General features: G+C 75.0%; 20 protein-coding genes. 18 read left to right on the forward strand and 2 right to left on the reverse strand.

Annotated features, from left to right (window positions below; all coding sequences use genetic code 11):
- Positions 1 to 115: 115 nt before the first annotated feature.
- Positions 116 to 772 carry a response regulator gene (locus tag ITJ85_RS04525; protein ID WP_217915166.1) on the reverse strand — a complete coding sequence of 219 codons (657 nt, stop codon included), beginning with the start codon at positions 770 to 772 and terminating at the stop codon, positions 116 to 118.
- Positions 753 to 2,096, reverse strand: a complete 1,344-nt coding sequence (locus ITJ85_RS04530; protein ID WP_217915167.1) for a GAF domain-containing sensor histidine kinase — start codon at positions 2,094 to 2,096, stop codon at positions 753 to 755. The genes ITJ85_RS04525 and ITJ85_RS04530 overlap by 20 nt, the downstream gene beginning before the upstream one ends.
- Positions 2,097 to 2,160: 64 nt before the next feature.
- On the opposite strand from ITJ85_RS04530, the gene ITJ85_RS04535 reads away from it, so the two are divergent.
- The 18 genes from ITJ85_RS04535 (at position 2,161) to ITJ85_RS04620 (ending at position 21,169) form a co-directional block, all read left to right on the forward strand.
- Positions 2,161 to 6,327, forward strand: coding sequence for a PEP/pyruvate-binding domain-containing protein (locus ITJ85_RS04535; RefSeq protein ID WP_217915168.1), 4,167 nt, complete (start codon positions 2,161 to 2,163; stop codon positions 6,325 to 6,327).
- A gap of 20 nt (positions 6,328 to 6,347) precedes the next feature.
- Positions 6,348 to 7,616, forward strand: a complete 1,269-nt coding sequence (locus ITJ85_RS04540; protein WP_217915169.1) for a glyceraldehyde 3-phosphate dehydrogenase NAD-binding domain-containing protein — start codon at positions 6,348 to 6,350, stop codon at positions 7,614 to 7,616.
- 126 nt (positions 7,617 to 7,742) lie between these two features.
- A complete protein-coding gene (locus tag ITJ85_RS04545) occupies positions 7,743 to 8,084 on the forward strand; it encodes a flagellar protein FlaG (RefSeq protein WP_217915170.1) in 342 nt (113 codons plus the stop codon).
- Positions 8,081 to 9,403 carry a flagellar filament capping protein FliD gene (fliD, locus tag ITJ85_RS04550; protein WP_217915171.1) on the forward strand — a complete coding sequence of 441 codons (1,323 nt, stop codon included), beginning with the start codon at positions 8,081 to 8,083 and terminating at the stop codon, positions 9,401 to 9,403. Before ITJ85_RS04545 ends, fliD begins: the two co-directional genes overlap by 4 nt.
- Positions 9,404 to 9,467: 64 nt before the next feature.
- Positions 9,468 to 9,884, forward strand: coding sequence for a flagellar export chaperone FliS (fliS, locus tag ITJ85_RS04555; protein WP_217915172.1), 417 nt, complete (start codon positions 9,468 to 9,470; stop codon positions 9,882 to 9,884).
- Positions 9,874 to 10,218: a hypothetical protein gene (locus ITJ85_RS04560; protein WP_217915173.1), complete on the forward strand. Its 345-nt coding sequence runs from the start codon at positions 9,874 to 9,876 to the stop codon at positions 10,216 to 10,218. Before fliS ends, ITJ85_RS04560 begins: the two co-directional genes overlap by 11 nt.
- Before the next feature lie 164 nt (positions 10,219 to 10,382).
- On the forward strand, positions 10,383 to 12,929 hold the full coding sequence (gene glgP / locus ITJ85_RS04565) for an alpha-glucan family phosphorylase (RefSeq protein WP_217915174.1): 2,547 nt from the start codon (positions 10,383 to 10,385) through the stop codon (positions 12,927 to 12,929).
- Between the two features lie 148 nt (positions 12,930 to 13,077).
- On the forward strand, positions 13,078 to 13,464 hold the full coding sequence (locus ITJ85_RS04570; RefSeq protein WP_217915175.1) for a flagellar export chaperone FliS: 387 nt from the start codon (positions 13,078 to 13,080) through the stop codon (positions 13,462 to 13,464).
- Between the two features lie 24 nt (positions 13,465 to 13,488).
- Positions 13,489 to 14,343 (forward strand): HDOD domain-containing protein, encoded by an 855-nt coding sequence (locus ITJ85_RS04575; protein ID WP_217915176.1) that lies wholly within the window; start codon positions 13,489 to 13,491, stop codon positions 14,341 to 14,343.
- A complete protein-coding gene (flgB, locus tag ITJ85_RS04580; RefSeq protein WP_217915177.1) occupies positions 14,343 to 14,750 on the forward strand; it encodes a flagellar basal body rod protein FlgB in 408 nt (135 codons plus the stop codon). Before ITJ85_RS04575 ends, flgB begins: the two co-directional genes overlap by 1 nt.
- A gap of 24 nt (positions 14,751 to 14,774) precedes the next feature.
- On the forward strand, positions 14,775 to 15,215 hold the full coding sequence (gene flgC / locus ITJ85_RS04585) for a flagellar basal body rod protein FlgC (protein WP_217915178.1): 441 nt from the start codon (positions 14,775 to 14,777) through the stop codon (positions 15,213 to 15,215).
- On the forward strand, positions 15,212 to 15,544 hold the full coding sequence (gene fliE / locus ITJ85_RS04590) for a flagellar hook-basal body complex protein FliE (RefSeq protein ID WP_217915179.1): 333 nt from the start codon (positions 15,212 to 15,214) through the stop codon (positions 15,542 to 15,544). The genes flgC and fliE overlap by 4 nt, the downstream gene beginning before the upstream one ends.
- Before the next feature lie 15 nt (positions 15,545 to 15,559).
- Entirely contained in the window at positions 15,560 to 17,140 is a 1,581-nt protein-coding gene (gene fliF / locus ITJ85_RS04595) for a flagellar basal-body MS-ring/collar protein FliF (RefSeq protein WP_217915180.1), read from the forward strand.
- 9 nt (positions 17,141 to 17,149) lie between these two features.
- Complete coding sequence (gene fliG / locus ITJ85_RS04600) at positions 17,150 to 18,157, forward strand: flagellar motor switch protein FliG (protein WP_217915181.1); 1,008 nt, start codon at positions 17,150 to 17,152, stop codon at positions 18,155 to 18,157.
- Complete coding sequence (locus ITJ85_RS04605; RefSeq protein ID WP_217915182.1) at positions 18,147 to 18,821, forward strand: FliH/SctL family protein; 675 nt, start codon at positions 18,147 to 18,149, stop codon at positions 18,819 to 18,821. Before fliG ends, ITJ85_RS04605 begins: the two co-directional genes overlap by 11 nt.
- The gene (locus ITJ85_RS04610; protein ID WP_217915183.1) at positions 18,818 to 20,239 is read left to right on the forward strand and encodes a FliI/YscN family ATPase; all 1,422 of its coding nucleotides are present in this window, start codon (positions 18,818 to 18,820) and stop codon (positions 20,237 to 20,239) included. Before ITJ85_RS04605 ends, ITJ85_RS04610 begins: the two co-directional genes overlap by 4 nt.
- 8 nt (positions 20,240 to 20,247) lie before the next feature.
- On the forward strand, positions 20,248 to 20,550 hold the full coding sequence (locus ITJ85_RS04615) for a hypothetical protein (RefSeq protein ID WP_217915184.1): 303 nt from the start codon (positions 20,248 to 20,250) through the stop codon (positions 20,548 to 20,550).
- Between the two features lie 208 nt (positions 20,551 to 20,758).
- The gene (locus ITJ85_RS04620; protein ID WP_343232978.1) at positions 20,759 to 21,169 is read left to right on the forward strand and encodes a CBS domain-containing protein; all 411 of its coding nucleotides are present in this window, start codon (positions 20,759 to 20,761) and stop codon (positions 21,167 to 21,169) included.
- Positions 21,170 to 21,213 lie beyond the last annotated feature (44 nt).

Consider the following 21,213-nt stretch of genomic DNA (forward strand, 5'->3'; position numbering starts at 1 on the left):
CTCTTGAGGACAGCATCGGTCGCGGGGCCGGCCGGGGGAACGCGGGAACCAGCGGTTCGCTCCCAGCCCGTCGTGGCGGTCTTCGCAGGCGTCGGCACCTCCCCGATCTGGCGGGTCAGGCCTCCGGGTCGCCGGTGAGGAGCCCGGTGCGAATCGCATACGCGACCGCCTGCGCCCGGTTCCTCAGGTGAAGCTTGTGGAGGATGTTCTTCATGTGGAAGTTCACGGTGTGCTCCGAGACGACGAGCGCCGCCGCGACTTCGCGGTTCGTGGCTCCCGCGGCCACGTGACGCAGGACGTCCGTCTCGCGCGGCGTGAGCTCGGGGCCGTCCGGCGTGCGCTCCTGCCCGGCCCTGCCGAGCCGGGCGAACTCGTCGAGCACCCGGGCCGCGAGCGCCGGCGACAGGGCCGGCTCGCCGGCCGCGATGGCGTCGAGCGTGCGCTCGAGCTCCTCTTCGTCCATGCCCTTCAGCATGTAGCCCTCGGCTCCGCTCCTGACGGCCTCGAACAGATGGTCGTCCTCGTCCGAGACCGTCACGATCACGATGCGCACGTCCGGCAGCTCCGCCTTGATCAGGCGGGTCGCCTGGAGTCCGCCGCATCGCGGCATGTCGATGTCCATGAGGATGAGGTCCGGCCTGAGCCGCCGCGTCAGCGCGATCGCCTCCAGGCCGTCGCCCGCCTGGCCGACGACCTCCATGCCCCAGGCGCGCAGCAGGCTGGCGACGCCGGCCCGGAACAGCGAGTGGTCGTCAGCGAGCAGGACGCGCATCGGCTGCCTCGTGACGTGTCGGTACGCTGACGCGCACGGTCGTGCCCGCGCCGGGCCTGGACGCGACGTCGAAGGTGCCGCCGACCGCCACGGCCCGCTCGCGCATCGTCTGCAGGCCGAATCTCGGCCACCCGCTCGCCGGCGTGGCGCCGGGATCGAAGCCCCGGCCGTCGTCGCTCACCTCGACCACGAGGGTCCCGTCCTCCAGGCGCATGCGCACCCGCGCGTGGGCGGCGCCGGCGTGCTTGCGGATGTTCGCGAGCGCCTCCTGGATGATCCGCACCACCTGGATCTCGGCTGACGGGGCGAGCGCGAGGCCGTCGAGGTCGCCGTGCGTCTCGAGTCGCACCTCCGCGCCCGCCATCGCACCATAGCCCTCGACGTACCGGCCGATGCCCGGGATGAAGCCGTCGCGCGGCAGCGCGACGCGCAGCCCGAGGATCGCCTCCCTGATGTCGGCGTAGACATCGCGAGCGGCCGCCTGCATCGCCGCGAGCTCCTCCTGCGCCTCGTCGGGGCGCCCGGACGACAGGAGCTTGCGAACCGCGAGCGTCTGGGTGTTGATGTAGCCGAGCACCTGGGCCAGCCCGTCGTGCAGCTCGCGGGCGAGCCGGAGCCGCTCGTCGACCACCGCGGCGTCGATCGCGCCTTCGTGCAGGCGCGCGATCGCGATCGCGGGCGCCACGCGCTCCGCGATCCCCTCCAGCAGGCGGATCTCGTGCTCGGCGCGCAGCCGGCCGGCGGCCTGCGCCGCGACCACGAGCGCGCCCAGGCGCTCGCCGCGATGGGTCAGCGGCACGAGGCTGCTGCTCGGGAGGCCGCCCTCGGCCATGCGCTGCGCCCGCGCGCCGGCGCCGTCGTCGGCGATGCGCTCGCCGCGCCGCCCCGGCCCCGCCCCGCGCACCCCGACCAGCTCGAGCTCGCCGGCGCCGGCCGCCAGCCAGACCTCCGCGGCGTCCGCGCCGGCCACCGATCGGGCGGCGTCCAGCGCCGCCTCCACCACCGCCTCGAGCTCGAGCGAGGATGAGGCGGCCCGGCCCACCGCCAGAAGCGCCGCCAGCTCCCGGTTGGCGCGCTCGAGCTCGACGTTCTGGCGCACGATGCGTCCCTCGAGGCGCTCGATGGTCGAGAAGATCCCGAAGGCGAACAGCGCCACCGCGACGGCGAGCAGCCCCAGCAGGAGCAGCACCCCGGGGAAGTCGTGCAGGGCCTCGAGACCGCTGTGCAGCATCAGCCACACGGCGGCGAGGACGAGCACGGGCGCGATGATGGCGAGCCACCTCAGCCTGACGAGCGTCATCGGCCGGCCGGCGTCATGCGGCATACCCGCGGAGTGTATGGGGCCGCCCACGGTGCCGCCTGCGCTTCCGGGCGCTCATCATCGGAGGATGGCGACCACGACGGCCAGCGAGAGCGGCGGCGCCCTCGGGGTGAACCTCGCGAGGACGGCCGTCGAGGTCGTGATCCCCGACGAGCACGCCGTGCTGCTCGAGATCACGTCGGGGTGGCTCGGCGTGCAGGGCGCGACCCGCGACCTGCTGCGCGAAGTCCACCACCGGTACGTCGGCTGGCGCCAGGTGCTGGACGACATCCACCGCCGGGCCATGGGCGACCTCCACCGGCTGAACGCGCACGAGCGCGGCGCGGAGGCGCTCGGGGTCTACTGCGACCTCTACGCGATGGTCGTCGAGCGCGCCGGCGACGAGCAGCTGCGCAGCGACGCCACCCGCCGATGGCTGATGTACCTGACCGCCATCGCGACCCGCTCGGGCGGGCGTCTCGAGCGCAACGTCCCGGTGCTGCGCGCCGCGATGGCGCGGCTGGCGCGCCTGCTCGAGGCCGGTCCGGCGACGACGGCCGCCATCTCGCCGGGGCTCAAGCGGCTCGCCCGCGCGCTGGCAGAAGCGCCGCCGGCCGTCGTCGGCGGCGCTGCGGAGGACGCGCTGGCGCTGCTGGCCTACGCCCTGGAGGAGACCTACCGGCGGTGGACCGCGCAGCCGGACCCAGGGGCCTGGTACCGCCAGGTGGCGCCTGAGGGTTGGGGGACGGACCTCCCGGAGCGCGTCGCGCGGATCTCCCACGAGCGCCTGCGCCTCCGCGCGGCGGAGCTCGCGGCCGCCGTCGCCGCCGAGGGCGGTCCCCGGGCGCGTGCGGAGCGCCTCCTGGCGCTGCCCGACGACAGCCAGATCGCGCGCGCCCACCTCGAGGCGGCGGAGGCCTTCACCGCCCGCGACGCCGGACGTGACCCGACGCTCGCGAGGATCCACTGGCTGCTGCGGGTGCTCGGGCACCCCCTGCTGGGCGTCGTGCAGGATGCGGCGCTGCGGGACGTGGGGCGCCTGTGCTCGCGGCTGCTCGGTGAGCCGGGCGACCGCGAAGGCCTCGTGCGCGAGGTGTTCCGCCTGCTGCGGCGCGGCGACCTGCCGCAGACACGGGCGTTCACCGACCTGGTGGCCCAGCTCGGCGGCGAGGTGATGTCCAGGGGCGAACCGCGGCTCGCCAGCGTCCTCGTGGACGAGATGCTCGAGCTCGGGGTGGCTCACCCGCGATTCGGCGGCTACACCGACGAATGGGGCGTCCGCGTCGACCCCGCGCACCTGCGCGGCGTCCGCGCCCACCTGGCGGTGATCGGGGCCGGGCCCGCGCTCGCTCGGAGGCTGATCGCGGGCCTGGTCGCGCACCTGCGCCTCGGCGGCGTCTTCATCGCCGACACCGACCTCTTCCAGCGCGACGTCTCGACCCTGCTCGCGCGCGACATCGGCCCCGCCTACCTGTACGTCAAGCAGCTCCTGCGGGTGTTCCCGGTGTACTTCAGCGAGATCGGCGCCGAGGGCGAGCTGCGCGCGACGTCGACGCGGCTCGACGAGCTCGCGGGCCGGCGCGACCCGCTGTGCCACCTGCTGCGCAAGCAGAGCCACGTCGAGTGCAACCCGCGCCTCATCCCCTTCGCCGAGGAGATCGTCCGCTACTGGGCGACCGGCGACACGGCGGGCCTCGCCGCGTACGTCCCGGAGTCGATCGGGCGTCGGCTCGCGGGCGGCGGCGACGGCGAGGCGGCGGCGCTCTGCGCGGTCACCGCCGCCGCGGCAGAGCTGGCCGGCGGGGTGGAGGCGCTCCTCGCGCTCGAGCCCCACGCGGTCGCCGCGCTCCGCGACGAGGTGGCGGCGCCCGACCCCGTCGCCGGCGAGAAGCTCGAGCTCATCTTCCGCGTGCGGGCCGAGCTGCGCCGCAAGTACGCGCTCGACCACGCGGACGTGCTGCGGCGGCTGCGCGGCGCGGGCGCCGTCGGGGCGGGCGTCGCGCGCGACCTGGAGCGCGCGATGGCCGAGGGGCGCCACGACGCCGCGCTCGAGCTCGTCATGCAGGCGCTCGAGGCGCTGCGCGTGGTGGTCCTGCGGCCGGGCGAGCCGGCCCCGGTCGAGGACATCTACCTGAAGCGGCACATCGCGGTCGGCATCCCGAGCATGTACGGCTCCTACCGGGAGGAGCGCCTCGACGCGGTCGGGCTGATCCTGCGGCTGGAGTCGCTCGCCACCGCGCTGTTCGAGCGCGTGATCGACGACGAGCCGCTGGAGCGGCCGAACCGCGGCGACATGCGAAGGGTGGCCGGCTGGCTGCGGCTCCTGATGCGTGCCCTCCGCACCGATGGCTACCGGGCGCAGGGGCTCGCGCACTGCGTCGCCATGCTCGACGAGGCGGTCGAGCGGCCGGGCGTGCGCCGCGATCAGTACCGCAACGTCTTCCAGCTCATGTCCCGCAACATCGAAGGGCTCGTCCGCGCCCGCATCCTCGACGTCTACGAGGAGCCGGCCCGCCGCGCCTGCAGCTCGATGGTCCGCGAGGGGGTGCTCGCCAGGGCGCCGGGCGAATCGGAGGAGGAGTCGGTCCTCAAGCACGTGGAGGCGCTCGAGCGGGAGCTCATCGCGGAGAGCTTCGGGCTGTCGCGCCTCGATCTCCTCGTGGGCCGGCTGCTGCACGCCCTCGCCGACGGGCCCGACGACGAGGTGCTGCCCGGCGCCGTCGCCGGCCGCCGCCCGCCGCACGCGGTCCGCATCGGCGACCGGTCGCACCGGCGGGACGGCATCGTCGCGCTCGGCAACAAGGGGTACATGCTCACCCGCCTCGCCGACCTCGGCTTCCGCGTGCCGGCGGGGTTCGTGCTCAGCATCCAGCCCGGCCGCGACGACGGCGGCGACGAGCGGCTTGCCGCTCTGGTGTCGGACGGCGTCGCGCGCCTCGAGCGCGACGCCGGCGGCCGCTTCGGCGACCCGGCCCGCCCGCTGCTGCTCTCGGTGCGGGGCGGCGCGCCGATCAGCATGCCGGGCATGCTCGAGAGCTTCCTGAACGTCGGCGCGAGCCCCGAGGTCGTGGCGGGGCTGGCGGCCTCGCCCGGCCGCGCGTGGTCGGCGTGGGACGCCTATCGCCGGTTCCTGCAGCTCTGGGGCATGAGCGACGGGATCCCGCGCGAGCGCTTCGACGCGCTGATCCGCGGGTTCAAGCACCGCCACGCGGTCGAGAAGAAAGCGCTCCTCGCGGCCGGCCAGATGGCCGAGCTGGCGGGCGAGTACCGCGCCCTGATCCTGGCCGAGGGGGTGTCGCTGATCGACGAGCCGTTCGCGCAGCTGATGGAGTGCGTCCGGCGCGTCAGGCGGTCCTGGGACAGCGACCGGGCGCGCCTCTACCGGGCGGAGCTCGGCATCTCCGACGGCTGGGGCACCGGCGTGGTCGTCCAGGCGATGGTCTTCGGCAACCTCGGGATGCGCTCGGGCACGGGCGTCATGCTGACGCGGCCGCCGTCGGGCGACTCCGACGCGGCCGAGCCCTACGGCGACTTCATCCTGAAGGCGCAGGGCGACGACGTGGTGGGCGGGCTGGTCGAGACGTTCCCGCTCGGGGAGCGGCAGCGCCTCGCCGAGCGACGGACGTCGCCGGTCTCGCTGGAGCGGTCCTTCCCCGAGATCCACGCGGCCCTCGCCGACCTGGCCCGCACGCTCGTCGAGGACGTCGGGATGAACCACCAGGAGGTGGAGTTCACCTTCGAGGGCGATCGCCGCGACGAGCTCTACGTGCTCCAGACCCGCGACATGGTCACGGCCGCGAGCGCGGTGCTGCCGGCCTTCCTCGACACGCCCGCGCTGCGCGCCGCGCGCATCGCGGGCGGCATCGGGGTGGGCGGCGGGGCGCTCAGTGGGCGGGCCGCCCACCGCCTCGACGACATCGACCGCCTGCGGGCGCGCTTCCCCGACGACCCGGTCATCCTGCTGCGGCGCGACACCGTGCCCGACGACATCCCGGCCGTGCTGCGTTCCGACGGCCTGCTGACCGCGGTCGGCGGCGTCACGAGCCACGCCGCGGTCGCCGCGAAGCGGCTCGGCAAGACGTGCGTGGTCGGCGCCCGGCCGTTCGACGTCGACGGGGACGCGGGCCCGTCGCGCATGGGGCGGTGGACCGTCCGCACGGGCGACCTGATCTCGATCAACGGCATCGACGGCTCGGTCCATCTGGGGGCGCACGACGTGATCGACGTCCCCGTGCGTGGGCGCGCACAGCAGTGACGGCGAGGGGAGGGGTTGGGATGTCCGACGGGACGGAGGCGTGGAACGAGGGTGAGCCCCTCGGCATCAACGGGCTCGGGCGGATCGGCAAGCTGACGCTCTGGCACCACGTGGCGCGCCGGCACTTCGGGCGGCTCGTCGTCAACGTGGGCCGCCCGGTCGGCCGGGATCTCGAGGCGGTCTGCGGGGTCATCGAGCATGACTCCACGTACGGCACCGTCCATCGCTTCCTGCACGGGGTCGACGCCGATCCATGCGTGCGCATCGCCGACCGGGAGCGCGGCGTGATCGAGGTCGACGGCGTCCCGGTCACGGTGCTGCAGGACGCGCGCAACCCGAGGGACATCGACTGGCGCGGCAACCGCGTCCGCATCGTCGTCGATACGACCGGCGCCTTCGACGACCCCACCCGGCCGGTCGACGCGCCCGGCGGCTCGGTGCGCGGGCATCTGGCGGCGGGGGCGGAGAAGGTGCTCTACAGCGCGGCGTTCAAGTCGGCCGCGGACGGCGCGCCGCCCCCCGAGGACGCGGTCGCCCTCGTCTACGGCATCAACCACGACGTCTTCGACCCGGCCCGCCATCACCTGGTCTCGGCGACCTCGTGCACGACGACCGCGCTCGCCCACATGGTGAAGCCCCTGCTCGACCGGTTCGGGGGCACCAGCCTGATGACGGCGTCGATGAGCACCGTGCACGCGGCGACCAACTCGCAGAGCGTGCTCGACACGGTGCCCGCGGCCGGCGCGCGCGACCTGCGGCGCAACAGGAGCGCGCTCAACAGCATCATCCTCACGTCCACCAACGCGGCGAGCGCCCTCGAGCAGGTGGTCCCGGACGTCGGCTCGATCGGGTTCATGTCCGACTCCGTGCGCGTCCCCATCCCGACCGAGTCCCTGATCATCCTGAACGTGACGTTCCAGCTCGGCCGGGCCGCCGACGGCGACGGCGCCGTGACGCGCGACCTGCTCAACCGGACGTACGAGGAGGAGCACGCGGCCGGCGGGCTCCTGCGCTTCAGCGACCGCCAGAACGTGCCGGCCGACGTCCGCGCGACGCGCGCGGCCGTGGTGATCGAGGGCGTGGAGACCCACACCCGCACGGGCTTCGTGCGGGTCGATCTCGCCGCCCTGCCCGGCGTGCCGGATGACGTCCTGGCGGAGATGGCCTCCACGGTGGTCGAGGTGCCCGTGACCCACGCCAAGGTGTTCGGCTGGTACGACAACGAGTACGGCAGCTACACCAACCTGCTGGGCGATCTGACGGTCCACGTCCACGCCCACCTGGAGTGACGGCTGCGGGCCGCCGAGGGCCAGCCGCACCGTCGCCGGGCGGGGCTCAAGCATCGGCGCCCGGGCGCCGATGGGGGTCGCACCCGGGCGCGCCCGGGGCTCCAGGATCACGACCGAGGGGGGGACATGGACGTCACCGCACCGCCGGCGGTCCCCGAGCCGACCGCCGAGCCGGCCCCGCGTCGCTCTGAGCGCGCGGCCCCCGCCGAGGGCGCCGACGCGCCGCCGGCCAGGCCGATGGCGACCGGCGGCGAGGGCCGCTGGGAGCCCCGCAGCACCCTCAAGTTCGTCCTCACGGCCGCCGATGTGGACGCCAGATTCGAGATCGACGAGGCGACCAACACGGTGACCGTGACGATGTACGACCGCCAGACGGGCGAGGTGCTGCGCGAGATCCCCTCGCGCCGGGTGCGCGACGCCGTCGCCGCCATCGCGCCCTCGGGTTTGCGCGTGGACGCCGCGTCGTGAGCACCTCCGCCTCGCTGTCGTTCTCGGGGCTCGCCTCGGGCATCGACACCGCCGCGATCGTGGACGCGCTGATGAAGCTCGAGCGCATGCCGATCGACCGGGTCAAGGCCCAGAAGACCCAGCTCACCGCCAAGCAGGGCGTGGTCCAGGAGATCAACGGGCTGCTCGGCAAGCTGAAGGACGCCGCCGCCAAGCTCTCCGAGCCGGGCGCCCTGCAGGGCAAGACCGCGACCGCGGCCGACCCCACGGTGCTGTCGGCCTCCGCCGGCGCCGCCGCGGCGAAGGGCGTCTACAACGTCCAGGTCACGGCGCTCGCGCAGGCCCACACGATGGCCTCGGCGCCGGGCGTGGCCTTCACGGCCGGCCGCCAGCTCGACATCACCGCCGGCGGGGCCACGACCTCCGTGGCGATGGAGGCCGGGGACACCGTCCAGACGTTCGCCGACCGGGTCAACGCCGCCGATGACCCTGGCGTGAGCGCCAGCGTGGTCAACGGGCGCCTCGTGCTCATCGCCCGGGAGAGCGGCACCGCGGGCGCGATCTCGGTGGGCGGCAGCGCGGCCGCCGACTTCGGCTTCACGACCACCCAGGCGGCGCAGGACGCGACCGCGACGATCAACGGCGTGGCCGTCACCAGCTCAGGGAACACGATCCAGGGCGCCATCAGCGGCGTGGACGTGGTGCTGGCCAAGGAGGGCACCACCACCGTCACGGTGGGGGCCGACCCGGCCGGCGCCGAGGCGACGGTCACGGCGTTCGTCGACGCCTACAACGCCCTGATCCGCAACGTCCGCCTGGCGACGAGCTACGACGCGGCCACGAAGACCGCGGGCACGCTGCAGGGCGACTCGTCGATCAGCTCGATGGGCGGCCAGATCCGCTCGATCGCGGGCGCGGCGGTGGCCGGCCTCGGCGGCGCGTACGACTCGCTCGCCCAGATCGGCATCACCTCGGCCCGCGACGGCACGATGACGCTCGACGGGGCCAAGCTGCGCGCCGCCCTCGACGCCGACCCGGCGGCCGTCGCCGCCGTGCTCGGCCGCGAGGACGCGGTGGCCGGCGTCGGCGCCGGCGACGGCATCGCCCGCCAGATCCGGCACTTCGCCGACACCTTCTCGAGCCAGACGCTCTCGGAGCGCCTCACCGGGTTCACCGCCTCGCTCAAGCGGATGGACGACAAGATCGCGACGCTCGAGGACGTGATGACCGTGCGCGAGCAGCGGCTCAAGCAGCAGTTCGCGGCGATGGAGACCGCCGTCGCGCAGTTCCAGGCCCAGGGCGGCAACCTCGCGGCGCAGCTCGCGGGCCTCTCCGCCTGACCGGCCGCCCGGCGGCCCCGGACATGACCACCACCAGCAGCGCCATCGAGGGAGGGCACCCACCTTGCTGACCGAACTCCGTCAGTACCAGACCCACACCGCCCAGACGGCGACCCCGGGACAGCTCGTGGTCATGCTCTACGACGGCTTCCTGCGCTTCGCCGCCCAGGCCAGGGCGGCCCTCGGCCGCGACGACGTCGGCGAGGCGGGGGTGCGGCTCACGAAGGCCCAGGCCATCGTGACCGAGCTGCGCGCCACCCTCGACATGACCCAGGGCGAGGTCGCGGAGAACCTGGCCAGCCTCTACGGCTACGTCGGCGAGCGCCTGACCGCCGCCCGGCTCGACCGGGACGTGGCCGAGATCGACGAGGCCGTGCGCCACATGGCCGAGCTGCGCGCCGCCTGGGCCCAGATCGCCTCCTCGCCGAAGCCCCAGACGCAGCGCCGCGGCCCCGTGCTCGGCGTCAACCTTGCTGGCTGACCTGCGCCGCCTGCGCGAGCTGCAGCTCGCGCAGGCCGACGCCCTCGGGCGGGGCGACCTCGCGCGGCTGGACGAGCTGCACGAGGAGCGCATGCGCCTGCAGGCCCGCATCGGCTCCGCGGGCGCCGCCGCCCTTCGCGGCGCCGACCTCGCCGAGGCGCGCGCGCTCGCGGACGCGCTGCGGCGCGGCCAGGCCGATCTGCTCGAGCGCGCCCGGGCCGCCCGCGAGGCGCTCGGCCGCGAGATCGCCGGCCTCGGCAACGGCCGCGCGGCGCTGGCCGGCTACCGTCCCGCGCCGGCCGCCAGCTCCCGCCTGCTCGACAGCGCGCGGTAGCGCGCCGCCCCCCGGCGGGAACCACCACGGCGACGGGCCGCGGCGGCGACCCGCCTCGCCTATGATCCGCCGGTCCCGGAAGGGGCGGCGTCCACGCGCCGCCGTGTCGTCCCACGAGCCGACGCGGGCCCGGCCCAGGCCCGCCGACGGGAGGAGACCAGCGCATGAAGGTCCACGAGGTCGACGTCCATCCGGCGCTCCCCGAGCGCCTGGCCTGGCTCGGGGAGATCGCCCGCAACGTGTGGTCCTCGTGGAGCCCCGAGGCGCGCGACCTGTTCGCGCGGCTCGACCCCGAGGCGTGGGAGCGCCTGGGCCAGAACCCGGTCGCGCTGCTGCGCGAGCTGCCGCAGGAGCGGCTCGACGCGGCGGCCGCCGACGAGAGCTTCGTCGCGATGGTGGGTCGCGTGGCGCGGCGCCTCGACGCCTACCTCGAGTCGCCGGGCTGGCTGGTGCCGGCCAACCCGGACGCGGAGGGCATGCGCGTCGGCTACTTCTCGCTGGAGTTCGGCCTCGACGCCGGCATCCCCCTCTACTCCGGCGGGCTCGGCGTGCTGGCTGGCGACCACCTCAAGTCGGCGTCCGACATCGGCGTGCCGCTGGTGGGCGTGGGCCTGCTCTACCGCAGCGGCTACTTCCGCCAGACGCTGGGGCCCGACGGCGGCCAGCGCGAGCGGTACCCCGACACCGACTGGGCCGACCTGCCGATCGCCGACCAGGCCGGGCCGGACGGGACCCCCGTGGTGGTGGAGGTGCGGATCGGCGAGGAGACCGTCCGCGCGGCCCTGCGGCGCATCCAGGTGGGCCGGGTGCCGCTGCTGCTGCTCGACTCGGACATCGAGGGCAACAGCCCCGCGGCGCGGGACATCACCAGCGTGCTCTACGGCGGCGACCGCGACCTGCGCATCCGCCAGGAGATCCTCCTCGGCGTGGGCGGCGTGCGCGCCCTCGAGCAGGCCGGGCTCGCGCCGACCGTCTTCCACATGAACGAGGGCCACTCCGCGCTGATCGCGCTGGAGCGCATCCGCTCCCTCACCGCCGAGCGCGGCCTGAGCCTGGCCGAGGCCCGCGAGCGGGTGGTCGCCTCGACGGTCTTCACCACCCACACGCCCGTGCCGGCGGGCAACGAGATCTTCGACCCGGCGCTCGCCCGCGCCTACCTGGAGCCGCTGGCCGGGGAGGCGGGGATGAGCTGGGACGACCTCGCCGCGCTGGCGGCCTACCCCGAGGAGGGCGACGCCGCCTTCGGGATGACGCCGCTGGCGCTGCGCACCTCCGGCTTCGCCAACGGGGTCGCGGCGCTGCACGGCGACACCTCGCGGCGCATGTGGCGCGGCCTGTGGCCCGAGCTGCCGCTCGAGGAGGTGCCGATCACCAGCGTGACGAACGGCATCCACCCCTTCAGCTGGCTCAGCCGCGAGATGCACGAGCTGCTCGACACCTACATCGGCCCGTCGCTGCGCGAGCACCCCGAGGACCCCCGGGTGTGGGAGCGGGCCGACCGCATCCCCGCGGGGGAGCTGTGGCGGGTGCACGAGCTGCGCCGGGAGCGGCTCGTGCTGTTCGCCCGCGAGCGCCTGCAGGAGCAGCTCGCGCGCCAGGGCTCGCGGCGGGTGGCCGCCCGCGCCGCCGCCGAGGCCCTGCGCCCCGACGCCCTCACGGTCTGCTTCGCCCGCCGCTTCGCGACCTACAAGCGCGCCGACCTGCTGTTCCGCGACCCCGAGCGCCTCGCCGCGCTGCTCGACGACGAGGACCGGCCGATCCAGTTCATCGTCGCCGGCAAGGCGCACCCGATGGACGGCCCCGGCAAGGACCTGCTGCGCAGCGTGGTGCAGGAGTCGCACCGGCCGCGGCTGCGCAACCGGGTGGTCTTCCTGGAGGACTACGACATGCACGTGGCGCGCTACCTCGTGCAGGGGGCCGACGTCTGGCTCAACGTGCCGCGCCGGCCGCTCGAGGCTTCGGGCACCAGCGGCATGAAGGCGGCGGTCAACGGCGCGCTCAACCTGTCAGTGCTCGACGGCTGGTGGGCCGAGGGCTACTCGCCCGACTGCGGCTGGGCGATCGGCAGCGGCGAGACCTACGACGACCCCGAGGAGAACGACGCGGTCGAGGCCGAGGCGCTCTACACGCTGCTGGAGCGCGAGGTGATCCCGGCCTTCTTCACCCGGGACCCCTCCGACCGGCCGCGCGACTGGACCGCCATGATGACCGCGTCGATCCGCCGCGCGGGCGCGACGTTCAGCACCGGGCGGATGGTGCGCGAGTACGCCGAGCGGGCCTACATCCCGGCCCACCGGTCGGCGGTCGCCCTGGCGGCCGGCGACGGCGCCCTCACGCGGCGGCTCGCCGACTGGCGCGAGCGCCTGCGGGCGGCCTGGCCGGAGGTGGCGGTGCGCTCCTCGCTGCAGGCCGGCGGCGTGGTGCCGGTCGGGTCCGAGCTCGCGGTGGAGGTCGTCGCGACGCTCGGCGCGCTGTCGATCGACGACGTCTGCGTGGAGGTGGTCGCCGGCCACGCCGACGGCCACGGCGGCATCGTGCCGCGCCGGGTGGTGCCCGCCATCCACGAGGGCGGCGCCGGCGGCGAGCACCGCTTCCGCGCCCTCGTGCCGGCCGCCGAGAGCGGCCGGCTGGCCTGCGCCGCGCGCGTCGTGCCGCGGCGCCCGGACGGCGGGGGCGCCGAGCCGGGCTTCCTGGTGGCCTGGGAGCACTGACCCGCCGGGCCCGTCCGGCCGGATCGCGCCGGACGGGCTCAAGGACGGGGGCATCGGGGTCGAGAAGAGGGGGGCCGGCACGGGAGCGACGCCGGCGCACCAGGGGACGGAACCCCGCGCCATCAATCTCCTCGACCGAGAGGTCCCGATGACCCCTTCACCGTCCCCTGAGCAGGTGCTGTCCGCGTCGCCGGAGGGCCTGGTGCTCATGCTCTTCGAGGGCGCCCTGCGCTTCGGCGCCGAGGCCCGCGAGGCCGCGCTGCGCGGCGACCGCGGCGAGACGGCCCGGCTCACCGGCCGCGTGCGCGCGATCGTGGAGGAGCTCGACCGGGGCCTCGACCCGGCGGCCGGCTCCATCGCCCGCCACCTCGGCTCCATCTACGAGTACGTGCTGCGCCGCCTCGACCCTGAGACGGTCGACGCCCGGACGCTCGGCGAGGTGATCGACGACCTCGGCGTGCTGTGCGATGCCTGGACCGCGCTGGTCGCCGAGCGGGCGGCCGAGGGGGAGACGCTCGCCCCGGCGCTGGCCTAGCGGCACGGCCGGGCGGGGGCGCGCATGAGCACGATCACACGGCTCACCGTGGAGGAGGTCGCCGCGGCGGTGGCCGGCCTGCCGCCGATGCCGTCGAGCGTCGCGGAGGTCGTCGCCGCGTGCGACGACCCGGCGATGACGGTGGGCGCGCTCACCCAGGCGGTGCTGCGCGATCAGGGGCTCACCGCGGCCATCCTCAAGCTCGCCAACTCGTCCTTCTACGGCCACCGGCGCCGGGTCACCACCGCCAGCGAGGCGGTGGTGCTGCTCGGCTTCTCGGCGGTGAAGAGCCTCGCCGTCTCGAGCCACGGCTCGCGGGTGATGAGCGCGCCGCTGCCGGCCTACGGGCTGAGCCGCGGCGAGCTGTGGCGCCACTCGCTGGCCGTCGCCTTCGCCGCCCGCCGGCTGGCCGTCGAGGTGCAGCTCGCCCCGGTGGAGCAGGCGTTCGTGGCCGGGCTGCTGCACGACATCGGCAAGACCGTCCTGGCCGGCCACATGGAGCACGCCTTCGAGGAGGTCAGCCGCACCGCCGAGGAGCACGGGCTTCCCGTGCACGAGGTGGAGCGGCGCCTGCTGGGCTTCGACCACGCCGAGCTCGGCGCCCGGATCGGGGCCTCCTGGGGGTTCCCGCCCGAGCTGGAGGAGGCGATCCGCCACCACCACTCGCCCGGCCTGGCGCGCCTCGAGCCGCGCCTGTCGCACTGCGTCCACGTCGCCGACGCCGGCTGCATGATGCTCGGCGTCGGCCTGGGCGCGGGGGCGGTGCCGGGCGCGATCGACCCCGGCTCGGCGGAGGCGCTCGGCCTCGGCGCCGGGCGGCTCGCGGCGCTCATGGAGGAGATCGAGCCGATGCTGGCCGACGTGGGAGGCGTGCTCTGATGTTCTTCGGCGACCTCACGACAGAGGTGCTCACCGCCGCCGCGCGCGGCTACGATGCCCGGCACACGGCGCTCGCGAGCAACATCGCGAACGCCGAGACCCCGGGCTACAAGCGCATCGAGGTGCAGTTCGAGTCGGCGCTCGCGAAGGCGGTCGAGGACGACCGCTCGCGCATGGGCCGCGGCCCGGCGACCTCGCTGCCCTCGCCCTTCGCGCAGGGCGACGCGGTGGAGTCCTCGCGACCGGCCGTCTCGTCGTCCGGCACCACGATGCGGGTGGACGGCTCGAACGTCGACCCCGACGCCGAGATGGCCGAGCTCGCCGCCAACCAGCTCGCCCACCAGACGGTCGTGGCGATGCTGGACAAGCGCTTCACCCAGTTCCGCATGGCCGTGACCGGCCGGTAGCCCCCACACCAGAGGAGCTCACAGATGAGCATGTTCCCCGCGCTGGGCATCAGCGCGACCGGCCTCACGGCCGAGCGCCTCCGCATGGACGTGATCGCCAGCAACCTGGCCAACGCCGACAGCACGAACGGCGTGGGCGACGCCTACCGGCGCAAGGTCGTGTCGACCGCCCCCGCCTCCGGCGAGCGGTTCACGCTGCCGGCGGGCGTCGGCGGGGCCGCGGGCGGGGCCGCCGCCCAGGGCGTGGCCGTCACCGGGATCACGGAGGACCCCACGCCGCTGCGGCGGGTCTACGAGCCCGGCCACCCCGAGGCGGACGCCGACGGCTACGTCACCCGGCCCAACGTGGACGCCGTCACCGAGATGGTGGACATGGTCGCCGCCACGCGCGCCTTCCAGGCCAACGTGACGGCCTTCGAGGCCACGAAGTCCATGCACCGCGACGCGCTGAGGATCATCCAGTGACCCCGCTGCCGCCCATCGGGGCCGTGCCCGCGATGCCGTTCGGCCCGCTGGGCGCGGGCGCCGCGTCGGGGCTGGGCGCCGCCGCCGAGGCCCGCGCGCCGGGGGGCGCCGACGCCGGCTTCGGCGACATGCTCACGAAAGCGGTCGCGGGGCTCAACTCGCAGATGGTGGGTTCCGAGAGGCTCTCCGAGCAGGCGGCGGTGGGGAAGGCCGACACGACCGAGGCCCTCGTGGCCGTCGAGCAGGCCGACCTGATGTTCACCACCGCCGTGCAGGTCCGCAACAAGCTCGTCGAGGGCTGGCAGGAGCTCAGCCGGATGCAGGTCTAGGAGGGATAGGGCGCCGTGGGAGCACTGTCACGCATCACCGGGTTCTGGGAGGGGCTGACCGGCCCCAGCCGGCGCCTGCTCATCGGCGCCGTCCTGATCTTCCTCGTCGGCGTGTTCCTGCTCACCCGCCTGTCGGGGGAGGCGTCGTACTCGACCCTCGCCACGGCGGCCAACGCGCGCGACGCCGCCGCCATCACCACCGAGCTCGAGGAGCTCGGCATCCCCTACAAGCTCGGCGACGGCGGCACGGCGGTCCAGGTGCCGTCGGAGCGGCTCGACAGCGCCCGCCTGGACCTGGCCGCCTCCAACGTGCTGGAGGGCGGCTCGGGGGTCGGCTACGAGATCTTCGACAAGTCCGGGCTCGGCGCCACCGACTTCACGAACCGGGTCAACCTCGTGCGGGCGATGGAGGGCGAGCTCTCGCGCACCATCGGCCGGCTCGACCAGGTGAGCTCGGCGACGGTGAAGATCGGCATGCCCGAGGAGCAGCTCTTCACCGACGAGCAGAAGCCGACGACCGCCGCGGTGGTGCTCGACATGCGGCCCGGCCAGGAGCTGGAGCCCGCCCAGGTGAAGGGGGTGACCAGGCTCGTCGCGATGGCCGTCCCGGGCCTGGAGACGAAGCAGGTCACGATCACCGACTCGCAGGGCAACGTGCTGGAGGGCGCCGACGACGCGAGCGGCGCGAGCGCGGCCGCCCAGCGCATGGAGCTCGAGTCGAACTACGAGCGCCGCGTGCAGAGCCGGCTCGACGGCATGCTCGCCGCCGTGCTCGGCCCGGGCAAGGCGGTCACCCAAGTGCGCGCCCAGCTGAACCTGGACCAGGTCACGACCGACTCCGAGACCTTCGACGAGGACAGCTCGACCCCGCTCGAGACGCAGACCGACGAGGAGACCCTCAACTCGACCGGCGGGGGCGCCGGCGGCGCCACGGGCGCCACGCCCAACACCCCCGGCGGCACCAACTACCCGGCCGGCGCGGCCGCCGCCGGCGGCGAGACGGAGTACTCGAAGACCTCCGAGACGACCCGCAACGGCGTGGACCGCACCCGCTCGCAGGTGGTCAAGACGCCCGGCGAGGTCGTGAAGCAGACCGTCTCCGTGCAGGTGAGCGACGAGGTGCCGAACGCGGTCGTCGCCGGGCTCGAGGACACGATCGCCTCGGCGGTCGGCTTCGACGCCGGGCGCGGCGACACGATCAGCGTGCAGGCCGTCCCGTTCTCCGAGGAGGGCACCGCGGCCACGTCGGCGGCGGCCGCCGGCGAGGAGGCCGCGACGGCCGGCGAGGGCGGCGGGCTCGATCTCGTCGGCCTGGCCAAGACCGGCGCGGCCGGCGTCGGCGTGCTGCTGCTCGCCCTCTTCGCCCGCCGCTCGCTGCGCCGCCGCCAGACGGACCTCGAGAAGACGCTCCCGGAGCTGCTGAAGGCCGGCCCCGTGCCGGTGTCGGAGCTCTCCGCCGGCCAGCCGGCCGGCCCGACGCGCCAGCTCGAGGGCCAGCGCAAGACCGAGATCGAGGCGGAGATGGAGGACCTCGCCCGCCGCAAGCCGGACGACGTCGCGCAGCTGCTGCGCGGCTGGCTCCTCGACAGCCGCTAGGAGGGGGCGATGTCCACCGCGACCATGAACGGCCGCCAGAAGGCCGCGATCCTGCTCGTGAGCCTCGGCAGCGAGGCCTCCGCGTCGGTCTTCCGCCACCTCCGCCAGGACGAGATCGACGAGCTGACGCTGGAGATCGCCGGCATCGGGCACATCAACCCGGAGCTCAAGCAGGCCGTCGTCGAGGAGTTCTACGAGACGGCCGTCGCCCAGGAGTACATCGCCGAGGGCGGCGTCGACTACGCCCGCGAGGTGCTCGAGAAGGCCCTCGGCGGCGACCGCGCCGACGAGGTCATGAACCGCCTGTCGAGCTCCATCCAGGTGAGCCCGTTCGAGTTCCTGCGGCGCACCGACGCCTCGCAGATCCTCAACGTGATCGCCAACGAGCACCCCCAGACGGTGGCGCTGATCCTCGCCTACCTGCCCGCCGACACGGCGGCCCAGGTCGTGAGCGCGCTGCCCGAGGCGCAGGGGGCCGACGTGGCGATGCGGATCGCGATGATGGACCGCACCGCCCCCGAGGTGATCCGCGAGATCGAGCGCGTGCTCGAGCGCAAGCTGAGCAACGTCATCAACCAGGACTTCACCTCGGCCGGCGGCCTGCGCTCGCTGGTGGACCTGCTCAACCAGGTCGACCGCGGCACCGAGCGCACGATCCTCGAGACGCTGGAGGAGCAGAACCCCGAGCTCGCCGACGAGGTGCGCCGCATGATGTTCCTGTTCGAGGACATCACGGTGCTCGACGACCGCAGCATCCAGCAGGTGCTGCGCGAGGTGGACGCCAAGGAGCTCGCCGTCGCGCTCAAGGGCACGTCGTCCGAGGTGCAGGAGGCGATCTACCGCAACATGAGCGAGCGCGCCGCCCAGAACATCAAGGAGGACCTCGAGTTCATGGGCCCGGTCCGGATCAAGGACGTCGAGGAGGCCCAGCAGCGGGTCGTGGCGGTCATCCGCCGCCTCGAGGAGGCCGGCACGATCGTGATCGTGCGCGGCGGGGAGGACCAGCTTGTCGCGTAGCCCGCTGCGCGGCGCCGCGCTGGCCGCGGCGCCCGTCGAGCTGCGGCTGCGCCCGCCCGCGCCCCGCCCGCCAACCCCCGGCACGCCCGAGGAGGCCCGCGCGGCCGCCGAGCGGGAGGCCGGGGCCATCGTCGCGGCCGCCCGCGCCGAGCGCGAGGCGGTGCTCGCCGCGGCCCGCGAGGAGGGCCTCGCCGCCGGGCTGGAGGAGGCCCGGGCGGAGCTGGCGGACGCGCTCTCGGCGCTCTCGGCGCTGGCCGGCGACCTCGAGGCGCACCGCCGGCGGCTGGAGGACGACGCGGCCGCCGAGGCCACGGTGCTGGCGATCGAGGTGGCCTCGCGCATCGTGCGCGCCGAGGTGCACGCGCGGCCCGAGCGGGTGGAGGAGGTGCTGCGGGGCGCGATCCGCCGCGCGGCCGACCGCTCGGCGCTCGTGGCGATGGTGCACCCGGCCGACCTGTCGGCCTGCCGCGCCGCCGCGCCGGGGATCCTCGAGTCGATGGGCGGCATCGCGCGGCTCGACGTGGTCGACGACCCGCGCGTCGGCCGCGGCTCCTGCGTGCTGCAGACCACCGGCGGGGACGTCGACGCGACCTTCGAGAGCCAGCTCGCCCGCGTCCTGGAGGGGCTGACCGCCCCGCCCGACGAGCTGCTGGTCGAGCCGTGAGCACCGTCGACCTCGCGCCGGCGCGGGCGCGGCTGCGCGCGCTCGACCCCTTCCGGCTCAACGGCCGGGTCTCGGAGCTGATCGGGCTCGTGGTCGAGAGCCGCGGCCCCGAGGCCGCGGTGGGGGAGCGCTGCGAGATCGTCCTGCCGGGCCACCGCGCCGGGCGCCCGCCGCTGCAGGCCGAGGTGGTCGGCTTCCGCGAGGGCCGCACCCTGCTCATGCCGCTCGGCGACGCCACCGGCATCGCCCCCGGCCAGACCGTGATCGCCTCGGGCGGCGCCCTGCGCGTCGACCTGGGCCAGGGGTTGCTGGGGCGCGTGCTCGACGGCCTCGGGCGCCCGGTGGACGGCGGGCCGCCGCCGCGCGTGGAGGCGCGCCGGCCGATCGACGCGCCGCCGCCCGACCCGCTCGACCGGCCGGTCATCCGCACGCCGCTGCCGCTCGGCGTGCGCGCCATCGACACGCTCATGCCGTGCGGCCGCGGCCAGCGCATCGGCATCTTCGCCGGCTCGGGCGTGGGCAAGAGCACCACGATGGGCATGATGGCCCGCGGCACGACGGCCGACGTCAACGTCATCGCGCTCGTGGGCGAGCGCGGCCGCGAGGTGCGCGAGTTCATCGAGAACGACCTCGGGCCGGAGGGCCTCGCCCGCAGCGTCGTGGTGGTCGCGACCTCCGACCAGCCGGCGCTCGTGCGCATCAAGGCCGCCTTCGTCGCCACGACGATCGCCGAGTGGTTCCGCGACGGCGGCGCCGACGTGCTCCTGATGATGGACTCGGTCACCCGCCTCGCCACGGCGCAGCGCGAGGTCGGCCTGGCCATCGGCGAGCCGCCCGCGACCCGCGGCTACACGCCGTCGGTGTTCGCCATGCTGCCGCGGCTGCTCGAGCGGGCCGGCACGTCGCCGTCCGGGAGCATCACGGCGCTCTACACGGTGCTGGTGGACGGCGACGACATGAACGAGCCGGTGGCCGACGCCGTGCGCTCGATCCTCGACGGCCACGTCGTGCTCTCGCGCGAGCTCGCCCACCGCCACCACTACCCGGCGATCGACGTCCTGCAGTCGGTCTCGCGGCTGGCGCCGCAGCTGCTCGCGCCCGAGCACCTCGAGGCCGGCGGGCGGCTGCGCGGCCTGCTGGCCGCGCACAAGCGCGCCGAGGACCTCATCGCCATCGGCGCCTACATCCCGGGCTCCGACCCCCGGGTCGACGAGGCGCGGGCCAAGATGGGCGACATCGACGCCTACCTGCGCCAGGGCACGCACGACCCCTACTCGCGCGACGAGGCGCTCGGCCGCCTGCTGGCGCTGACGGGCACGCCCGGCCCGGTCGTGGCCGAGGCGCCGGGCGAGGCGGCCGCGGGCCTCACCGGCGCGTTCAACCCGCTGCCGCCCGGCGTCGAGGTGGTCCCCGCCTGAGCGCCGCCGTGGCCCTCACGCGGGGCTCCGACGGCGTCGATGCACCCGGAGGGCGCACGAGCGGCCGGCCGCCTCCCCACGGAAGCGGCCGCCGTGAACCGCGTCGCGATCCGCCCGTACGACTGCGCCTGCGGCTCGACTTCGAGGCCGCCGCCGCGATCGTCGCCTCCGTCGCCACCGTCGCCGCCTCCAGCGAGGAGAACGCGGCCGCGACCGAGGAGGTCGCCCCGTCGATCCAGCAGACGGCGGCCTCCGGCGAGGAGATCGCCGCCACGGCCAGGAGCCTCGCGGAGCTGTCCCGGACCAGCTGAGCCGGGACGGTGGGCCGCTTCACCGTCTGAGCTCGCGGGGCGCCGTCGGGCCGCCGCGGGACGGGTGCCCGCCCGACGGGTGCCGCCCGCCGCCCGGCGCTGTGAGGTGGCTCACCGGCGCGGCGTTCCAGGACCGGCGGCGGTTGAAACGTCCCCGCCCGCATGGCACCCTACGACTTCGCAACAAAAGTGACGAGGGGAGCTGGAGATGCGGGTCAAGGACGCGATGACTCACGTGAGCGCCATCGTGGGACCCGAGCACACCCTCCAGCAGGCGGCGTCGCGGATGGTGCACCACCGCACGGGTGCGGCGATCGTGCTGGACGGGACGCTCCCCGGGCCGGCGGTGGTCACGGAGCGCGACCTGCTGCGGGCGGTCGCCAACGGGCTCGACCCGGCCCGCGAGCTCGTCGAGGACCACATGACGGGCGCCGTGGTGTCGGCCGCGCCCGACTGGCCGATCGCCGACGCCGCGACGCTCATGATCAAGCACGGGGTGCGGCACGTGCTCGTGTTCGAGGGCTCCGAGCTGGTGGGCGTGCTCTCGATGCGCGACGTGGTGCGGGCCGGCGGCCTGGCGCCGGTCGCCGAGGCGGCCGCGGCGGCCGCGCGCGCCTAGCGCGCCGCGCCGGAGGACCGGGGCGCGCGGCGGTCAAGGGCCCG

The sequence above is a fragment of the Miltoncostaea marina genome, from assembly GCF_018141525.1.
Classification (GTDB): domain Bacteria; phylum Actinomycetota; class Thermoleophilia; order Miltoncostaeales; family Miltoncostaeaceae; genus Miltoncostaea; species Miltoncostaea marina.